The sequence below is a fragment of the Nocardioides pyridinolyticus genome (genome assembly GCF_054653575.1).
This window is the reverse complement of record NZ_BAAIFY010000110.1, coordinates 1-288: the sequence shown is the minus strand read 5'-3', so window position 1 is coordinate 288 and position 288 is coordinate 1. Positions and strand designations below refer to the sequence as shown.

Here is a 288-nt window from a genome sequence, read left to right as displayed (position 1 = left end):
CCTGGCAGGTCGATTGTCTGTTTCGCTGTAAAGACCGTGCACTCGACTGACGCCCAAGGCTCAGGATCTCTCCTCAGATAGCCGACTTCGAAGTCGCGTGCCGAGCCCTCGCCGCCCCGGATCTCACCTCCCCGGGCATAGATGTCGACGATGGAATCCGTCCCGCCATCGCACCCATCGCATAGGCGGGCCAGGGCCTGCAAGCCAGCCACGTCCCCCGTGGTTTGCGCGTAGGTGACCATGTCGAAGAAGAACTCAACGAACGCCTCAGCAGCGGCGGCGTCCGTC

At 63.5% G+C, this 288-nt stretch carries 1 protein-coding gene; it reads right to left on the bottom strand.

The features are described 5' to 3' along the window. Positions 1 to 288, bottom strand: a 288-nt coding sequence (locus ACYQ0U_RS22865; protein ID WP_459976177.1) for a DUF6318 family protein, incomplete at both ends; no start/stop codon positions are given.